Annotated in this window: 6 protein-coding genes and 1 pseudogene; 3 read left to right on the top strand and 4 right to left on the bottom strand. The window is 75.2% G+C overall.

Annotated elements, in window-relative coordinates:
• Both ACWDCZ_RS37710 and ACWDCZ_RS37715 read right to left on the bottom strand, forming a co-directional pair.
• A pseudogene (locus ACWDCZ_RS37710) lies at nucleotides 1–379 on the bottom strand (hypothetical protein); the annotation flags it as partial.
• A gap of 112 nt (nucleotides 380–491) precedes the next feature.
• Nucleotides 492–629 (bottom strand): cold shock domain-containing protein, encoded by a 138-nt coding sequence (locus tag ACWDCZ_RS37715; RefSeq protein ID WP_449818288.1) that lies wholly within the window; start codon nucleotides 627–629, stop codon nucleotides 492–494.
• Between the two features lie 1,029 nt (nucleotides 630–1,658).
• Here ACWDCZ_RS37715 and ACWDCZ_RS37720 point away from each other — a divergent pair.
• Together ACWDCZ_RS37720 and ACWDCZ_RS37725 are read left to right on the top strand one after the other, a co-directional pair.
• Nucleotides 1,659–2,381 carry a DUF4232 domain-containing protein gene (locus ACWDCZ_RS37720; protein WP_449818283.1) on the top strand — a complete coding sequence of 241 codons (723 nt, stop codon included), beginning with the start codon at nucleotides 1,659–1,661 and terminating at the stop codon, nucleotides 2,379–2,381.
• Between the two features lie 100 nt (nucleotides 2,382–2,481).
• A complete protein-coding gene (locus tag ACWDCZ_RS37725) occupies nucleotides 2,482–3,084 on the top strand; it encodes a transglutaminase domain-containing protein (RefSeq protein ID WP_449818284.1) in 603 nt (200 codons plus the stop codon).
• Nucleotides 3,085–3,101: 17 nt separating this feature from the next.
• Here the strand turns inward: ACWDCZ_RS37725 and ACWDCZ_RS37730 are convergent, their stop codons facing one another.
• Nucleotides 3,102–5,810 (bottom strand): LuxR C-terminal-related transcriptional regulator, encoded by a 2,709-nt coding sequence (locus tag ACWDCZ_RS37730; RefSeq protein ID WP_449818285.1) that lies wholly within the window; start codon nucleotides 5,808–5,810, stop codon nucleotides 3,102–3,104.
• A 314-nt stretch (nucleotides 5,811–6,124) separates the two neighbouring features.
• On the opposite strand from ACWDCZ_RS37730, the gene ACWDCZ_RS37735 reads away from it, so the two are divergent.
• Nucleotides 6,125–7,159, top strand: coding sequence for a hypothetical protein (locus ACWDCZ_RS37735; RefSeq protein ID WP_449818286.1), 1,035 nt, complete (start codon nucleotides 6,125–6,127; stop codon nucleotides 7,157–7,159).
• A gap of 43 nt (nucleotides 7,160–7,202) precedes the next feature.
• Here the strand turns inward: ACWDCZ_RS37735 and ACWDCZ_RS37740 are convergent, their stop codons facing one another.
• Entirely contained in the window at nucleotides 7,203–7,904 is a 702-nt protein-coding gene (locus tag ACWDCZ_RS37740; protein WP_449818287.1) for a BBE domain-containing protein, read from the bottom strand.
• Nucleotides 7,905–8,004: the final 100 nt, after the last annotated feature.

The following is an 8,004-nucleotide window of genomic DNA, read 5'->3' on the forward strand; positions in this document are numbered from 1 at the left end:
CCGTCAGCACCCCGGTCCAGGCCGCCACCACGGTGAGCAGGACGAAGGCCAGCAGGGCGGCGGGCACCCCGTGACCGGCCGTCAGACCGAGCGGGTTGCAGCTGAGCGTGCCGAACGTGAGTGTCGCGGTGACGGTGCCGCCCACCACGGCCGTCGGGCCGCTCTGGGAGTCGGTGCACCCGGTCGCCGTCCCCCCGATCGTCACGGTGGTGGCCTCCGGGCCGGCCGACAACGCCGGGTCGAAGGTGACGGCGGCGTTCACGGTGCAGTTCAGGATCTCCGAGGCGGTTGCCGGGGCGGCGTCGGCGGCCGGTGCCACGCCGGTGGCCAGCGCGGCGAGGACGGCGGACACGGTCAGGGCGCTTCGACGTACGGACATGCGGGTTCCCTTTCTTCGTCGGACCGGAGCGGAGGCGCTCTGTACGCCCCCGGGGTACCGGGCCTGTCCGGCAGGTGCGACCGGCCGGAGGTCGGAGCGGGGCGTGGGCCTGCTAGAAGGTCACCCGCTGCTCGGCGTCCAGGCTCCGGGGGGTCCCTCCCGTGGCGCCGCTGAAGTGGACGAAGACGTCGGCGGTCGAGCTGTCCGGGGTGATGAAGCCGAAGCCCTTCTCGGAGTTGAACCACTTCACCGTGCCCGTGGCCCGGCCGCGGGGGCTGGTGCTCGCGGTGGGGAAGGTGAAGGTCGCCTGGGCTCCGGGCGCGGAGCAGCTGAGGGGCAGCGAGCCGGTCGCCAGGACGGGGCTCTGGAACGGGGCGCTCTCGTCGGCGGTGATGGTGCCGGTACCGGCGGCCGGGCAGGTGAACCCGCCGGTGACGGCCAGGTTTCCGCTCTGGTCCGGGGTCGCGCCGTCGAGGGAGACCTCGCCCACCTGGTTGTCGAGCAGCGTGATCCGGTCGTAGCCCAGCGCGGTGCCGAGTGCGCTGTTCAGGGTGATGGTCACCGTGATGTCGTCGCCCCAGTCGCCGCCCGATCTCAGGAGCCCGTTGTCGACGCGGCCGCTGACCGCCTGACCTCTGACCGGCTGGCCGGTGGAACCGTCCAGGCAGCTCACCGGGATGGTCTGCGATCCGGAGCCGCCGGTGGTGTCCGTAGCGGTGACCGTGATGCCGGCGATCAGTATGGACGTCTCGCAGGAGTAGCTGCCGGTCCAGGTCAGGACACGGCCGGACGTGCTCGCGGTGGCGATCTCCACCCCGTCGTTCGCCGGTTCCGCCGCGGCGGCGGGAGCGGCCAGTGCCACGACCAGGGCGACCGCCCCGAGCGGCACCACCGCGCGCCGCAGCGGTGGACGCCGACCTGCCGTACGCCGTGTCACAGAGCCCGAGGCTGCCATTCGCCTATCCGTTCGTTAGATCTGGTTCATGGGGACATCGTCACAACGGGAGTCCCCCGACGCATGTGCTGTGAGGCGAATGGGAACCCCGGTGGCCCGGGCCGGAGTACTCCCGCGGATACGCCGCACCCGGGCCGGGCTGGGAGGCCGGGCATACCGGCAGGCCAGGGGTGCCGTCAACTGCCTTGCGGCTGACCGAGTGTCACAGTCCGGTCCCTGTCATGTCCTGGTGATTGTGACGCTGCGGATGGCACCGAAAGCCGTCGTCCGGCCGTCCTGTGGTGTGTTCGATCAAGCAGTCCGCATCGTCATCGGGGAGCCACCATGTCCGTCCGTCGCCGTCGCCCGCTGTTCGTCTCCGCCGTCCTCGTCGTCGGGGCGGGGCTCGCGTTGACCGCCTGCGGGCCCGAGAACACCGACGCGCCCGCCGGCTCGGCGAGCTCCGCGCTCACCAAGGCGGCCGCCGGTGCTCCCTCGGCGGGCGCACCGGCTCCGGGCGCACCGGCTCCCGCCGGATCGGCGGCGCCCACCGCCGCGCACACGCCGGCCGGTGCGAGCCCGTCGAGCGGTGGCGGGGCCGCCGGCGGGAGTGCCGCCGCCCAGCCGTGCGACATCCAGAGCCTCTCGATCAACGCGTCGGCGCGCGCCGGGGCGGCCAACCAGTGGGTGATCGAGGTGCGAAACACCGGCGCGAAGGCCTGCAGCCTGAGCTCCTCCCCGAGCGTCGACCTGGGCGACTCGGCCGCCCGGGACCAGAGCAAGAACCTCAAGCCGGTGCTCGCCAGCGGCACGGAGCGGTTCCCGGTCCCGGCGGGCCGGAGCGCCTACGCGGTGATCGACCTCGACCCGAGCGGCGCCACCACCGGCACCGCCCCCGGCATCAACGAGATCAACGTGCTGGTCGACGGCGAGGGCACCAACATGCCCCTCGCGAACACCCGCAACTTCCCGCTCCCCGCCGGGGCCCACGTCCTGAACCCCAAGATGGGCAACTACCGGGGCAGCGTGGCGGACGCGGTCGCCTCCATGACCGCCGCCCCCAAGTAGCCCCCAAGGTCCGGTCCTGGGCGTCCCGCTCCGGGCGCCGGACCGTCCACGGGCTGGAATTCCGCCCGTGCGGCCCGTGGGGCGGGGCACGATGGGCGGCATGATCCTGCAACCGGAGACCGACGACCTCGCCGCCTACCTCGTGGCGGACGGGGTCATCGACCACCAGGACCCGCAACTGCGGCGGTTGGCCGACGAGTTGGCCACCCCCGAGGCGGCCTTCCAGCACGTCCGCGACGAGGTCCGGCACTCCGCCGACGCGGGCGACTACAGCGGGGCGTTCCGCGCCTCGGAGGTGCTGGCCGCGGGCAACGCGATCTGCCACGGCAAGGCCCACCTGCTGGCGGCGCTGCTGCGAGCGCAGGGCGTGCTGACTGGCCTGTGCTACCAGCGGCTGGCGGACGGTGAGGGCGAATTCGTGCTGCACGCCCTCAACGCCGTGCACCTGAACGGCCGTTGGGTGCGCCTGGACGCCCGGGGCAACCGCGAGGGCGTCGATGCGCGGTACGACCTGGAGCGGGAGCGGCTGGCCTGGCCGGTGCGGCCGGAGCTGGGGGAGTGCGACTACCCCGGGATCTTCGCGGCGCCGCCGGCCGCGCTGGTCCGGGCCCTCGCCGGGGCGGTGCCGGGCCGGGCCGGCTACGGCTACCTCCCGGGAGAGCTGCCGGTCGACGGCGGGGCTCCGGGGCGGCCCGGACGTTGAGTCGGTAGAGGCGCGCGTCAGAGGCGTGCGGGGAGGTCCCGGCGGGACGGCGCGGACAGCTTGCGCAGAACCCTGGCCACATGGTTCTCGACGGTCCTGGTGGACAGGTGCAGTGCGGTCGCGATCTGACGATTCGTCAGGCCTCCGGCCGCGAGTTCGGCGACCTCCCGTTCGCGCGGGGAGAGCCCGGGATGGGCGGGCCGGCCTCGGCGCGGGGGTGCGAGGGCGCGCAGGCGGGAGCGGACGCGGGCGGCGTCGTGGGTGGCGCCGAGCCCGGTCAGCACGAGGAGGACGTCGGTCAGCCGGTCGACGGTGTCGCGGCCGGCGTCCTCGCCTTCGCCCGCGGCCGCGGCGCAGCGGGCCGCTGCCTCCGCCGCCAGGGCGGCCATGTACGGGCGGGGCAGCGCGGCGTAGGCGTCCGCGGCGGCGCGGTAGCCGTCGGCGGCGCGCGCGAGGTGCCCGTCGTGCTCGGTCAGGGTGGCGAGGCACCACCGTCGGGCGGCCGCGACGAGGGGGAGGTGCGGCGCGGCGGGGGCCGTGCGGAGGTCCCGGACCATCGTCCGGGCCGTGGCGGGGTCGTCGGCGCTCAGCGCCGCCGTGACGGCCCAGGGCGCCAGTTCCGCCGCCCAGACCCAGATGCCCTTGCTGCACAGCCGTCCCCAGGCCTGCGTCGCGTGCGCTCTGGCGTCGTCGTGGTCGCCGCGGGCCAGGGCCAGCCGGACGAGTACGGTCGAGGAGAGCGCCGCCACCGGTGCCAACTGCTGGTCCAGGTGCGGGGCCAGGCCGCCGGCCAGCCAGGCCCGGCACTGGGACCACTCGCCGCGGGCGAGGCACAGCGCGGCGAGGACGGTTCGTGCCTCGTGGCCGAGCACCGGGGTTCGCGCGGTGTCCGCGACCAGGTCGGCGGCCCGGTCGGCGAGGCCCGTCCAGCGGCCGGTGGCCCAGTCGAGGAGCAGCCGGATGCTGCGGATGCCGTGGGCGACGTGGGGGCCGGCGTGGTGGCGTCCGGCCAGGGCCGCGCCGCGTTCGAGGAACGCCTGGCTGTCGTGGTAGCGGCCGAGCCACAGGGTGGCGTCGGCGGCGTTGCACAGGGCGCGGGCCCGGTGACCGGCCGACGCGGCGTCACCGTTGTCCTCGTCCTCCCCCAACGGCCGGGCCGGGAGCGCCTGTTCGGCCCCGGGGTCGCCGAGGGTCAGGAGCAGCCCGACGAGGTTGGCGTTGACGGCGGCCCGCAGGACGGGGTCGGTGGTGGCCGCCAGCGCGGCGCCCGCCCGCTCCGCGCACTGCCGGTGCTCGGCGAGGGGGATGCCGGGCCAGTGCGGCATGGACATCGCGGCCAGGACGCGGGCGGCGAGGCCGGGTTCGTCGGGGAGGGTCCTGGCGGCGCGTTCCAGGTGCAGCCAGCCGTCGTGGTCCGGTGTCGTCGGGGTGCACAGCGACAGCCCCTGCAGCACCCGGGCCTGGGCGCGCAGCGGGCCGGGCAGTAGCGGGGCGCCGGTGAGGGTGTCGAGCAGGGCGCCGGCGTCCTGGAGGGTGAACCCGGCGATGCGGCGCAGGGCCGCCGTGGCGAGCCTCGCGCGGGCGGGGCCGGGGATCCGGCGGTCGGCGAGCAGGTCCTGGAGGAGCCGGGCGGCTTCGCGGTGCTGTCCGGCGGCGGCGTGGGTCTCGGCGGCGCGCTCGGCGGCCCGGACCAGGCCGCGGCGGACCCCTGCCGCCAGGAGGTGCCCGGCGACCTGCGGCCAGGGGACGTCGGCGCGCCGTCTCAGCACCTGCGCCGCCCGGTGGTGCAGGTCGGCGCGTTCGGGGGCGGGGAGGCTCGCGGCCACGGCCCGGGCGGCGAGCGGCACGCGGAAGCCGTACCGCCGGGGGCCGAGGTCGGTCAGCACGGCCGCGGTGAGGGCGGCGAGGAGCATGCGGCGCGCCGTCTCCGCCGTCAGGTCGGTCAGGGCTGCCAGCTCGGCTTCGGAGGCCGGTTCGCCCAGCACCGCCGCGGCGTGCGCCAACCGCCGGGCGTCCGACGGGAGGTGGGCGAGTCGGCGCAGTACGGTCTCGGCCAGGCGTGGTGGGGTCTCCAGCGCCTCGACGGCGTCCACGGTCGGGCCGTCCGGGGCAGTGCCCGCCAGGACGGTGCCGGCCAGGACGGGCAGGACGTCCACGAGCACCTGGGCGACGCCGCCGGTGACCGCGTACAGCCGCTCGATCACATCGTCCGGGCACCGGGTGCCCAGGGTCCGTTCGGCCAACTCCCGTGCCGCCGCGGCCGGGAGCGGACCGGTCCGGATCCGGAGGACGGCGGTGCCGGGCGGGCAGGTGAGCGGCTCGCCCAGCAGGGGCCGGTCGGCCGGAAGGTTCTCGGGCCGCCAGGTGAGCACCAGGGCGCAGCCGTTCGGGAGCATGCGGGCCAGGTGCCGGATCCGGCACCTGGTGCGTTCGTCGGCCCGGTGGACGTCCTCCACGACCAGCAGGGTCGGGACGGCGGTCCGGGTCGGGTCGCCGAAGGCGCGGGTGAGGGCGTCGAGGGCGTCGAAGGTGTGCTGTGCGTCGTCGTCGGACGGGCCGGGGCAGGTCAGGGTCAGGCAGCCGGAGCCGGCCGGGTGTCGGCGGCGGAGCCCTGCCACGAGGTGCGACTTGCCGGTGCCGGCCGGGCCCTCCACCAGCAGGACCGTCCCGGGGCGGGCCGGGTTGGCGAGGGAACCGTGGAGCACGGCCTTCCAGAGGTCGTTCATGCTCGCCTCCGCTCGTCCTGACGGTGCGTACGTCCTGGCGGTGCGTACGGGGCTGCGCCCGCCCGCCGGGCCCGATCGTGAGGATGCCCGCGGTTCGGGGTTCGGACGCCCGGGTGGGCAACCGGCCTTCAGGCCGGGTGGATTGATTGAGTATGGGTACTTCCGGCAGCCGGATTGTGTCGTGCCGGGGCCTGGCCCACGCTGATGGCCACCCGCTCCGTTCGCCGGTGACCGGATCCCCCCACGCATCCGGTCCGCTCCCCGGCGGGCGGCGGCTGCCACCCCCCTCGGGTTCCCCCACACCTAGGAGTGTCATGAGCACGACACTATCGCGCCGTTCGTCCGTACTGAGGACCGCGGCCGCGGCCGCCGGCGCGTGTGCCCTCGCCGTCGCCGGAACCGCCCTCGCACCTGGCGCCCAGGCGACCCCGGTCCCGGCGTCGGCTCCGGCCCACGCCGCCCACCCGGCCGCCCCGCGGGCCGACGCGCCGACGGGCGCCCCCGTGTCCGGCCGCGTCCTCGGCGACGCCGGCATCAGGCCGCAGGACCGGCCCGCCGTCCAGCGGTTCCGCGAGCTGCGCGCGGGCCTCGCCACGGAGGCGCGGCCCTCGGAGACGGCCACGAACCGCACCGCCCCGGCACCGATCGCCGCCCAGGCCCACCGGTGGTGGGGCACCGAGCTGGGCCCCAACGGCAACACCGGCTACGACGCCGTCATCGCCACCCACACCCTCGACGACGCGCTGCGCCTGAGCGGCGCCAACGACTTCCTCTACGCCCCCACCACCAAGCCGCGCAGCAACTCCTGCATCGAGATGGTCACCGTCCACACCCGGGACAGCGCCCAGATATGGGCCTGGGACTGGTGCACCACCGACCCCTCCCAGGCGGTCGGCGCGACCGTCGACATCGACGCCGCCTTCCTCCGGAAGTACGGCGCCACCGTGAACGGCCGCTCCGCCTACAGCCTCCAGATCCAGCTCACCGACGCCCGGACCAACACCTGGAGCGCCTCCCTCTACAACGTCGCCACCAGCACCTGGGACCCGTTCTTCACCAGCCGGGGCACCGACCAGACCGGCCTCGACTACGGCTGGGACATGTTCGAGTACTACTCCGACCGGACGGCCTCCGGCAACGTGGGCGTCTGCCAGGACCTGAGCGGACGGGTCGTCGAGACCACCGGGCTGAAGGTCCGCACCCCCGCCACCGGCGCCTGGAGCGACGCCGGCCCCTCCAACTCGACCGTCTTCCCCGCCGCGACCATGAGCCCGTCGACCTACTACTGCCCCGGCATCGCCGGCCGCATGGCCACGGCGTACAGCGCCTGGCAGGTGACCGTCCGCTGACCCGCCGTCCGTCCGTACGGGATCCGGCTGGTCCGGAGCGGCGTCACGGGGCCGGCCGGGGCTCGACGGAGAGGGTGTGCCGGAAGAGCCCGTACGGGTCCCAGCGGGCCTTCACGGCCTGGAGCCGCGGGTAGTCGTCCTTGTAGTAGAGGGTGTGCCACGGGACGCCGGAGCGGTTCCAGGCCGGGTCGGCGAGGTCGGCGTCGGGGTAGTTGATGTAGGAGCCGTCGCTGACCTCGCCGGGCACCGGCACGCCGCCGGTGTCCGCGTACATCGCGCGGTAGAACCCCCGCACCCAGGCGAGGTTCGCCGCGTCCTCCCGCTCGTCCGTCCACACCGTCTGGTAGACGACCTTCATCACCGCGTCCCGCTGGGCGGTCGCGGTCGCCCCCGGCGCCGCCGCGTTCACCTGGCCGCCGTAGCCGACGAACAGCAGACCGCCGTGCGCGACGGCGGAGCCATCCGTCAACCAGCCGTAGGCGGTGGCGAGTTGGGCGTCGGTGTACGAGCGGCGCAGGTACGCTGCCTTGAGCTTGTAGCGTCGGCTGAACATGTCCCCGGCCGCTCCCGCGCCCGGCCAGGTGAGGGCGTGCAGCCACGGTACGGTCCGGTGGTCGACGGCGGGTTCGACGCCGGTGCCCGCGCCGACCGCGGACACGAGCTCGGCCACCATCCGGTCCAGGTCGGGGACGGCCGCGTCGGCCTGCACGAACATCGTGATCGGGCCGCCACCGCGACGGGCCACCGAGTGGAGAAGCAGCAGGCCCCTGCCGCGACTCCCGTCCCCACGCCCACCGCCCCGCCCGGCCCACCCGGCGTCCTGTTCGACGCCTTCCACTACACCG

The sequence above is a fragment of the Kitasatospora sp. NPDC001225 genome (genome assembly GCF_053597855.1).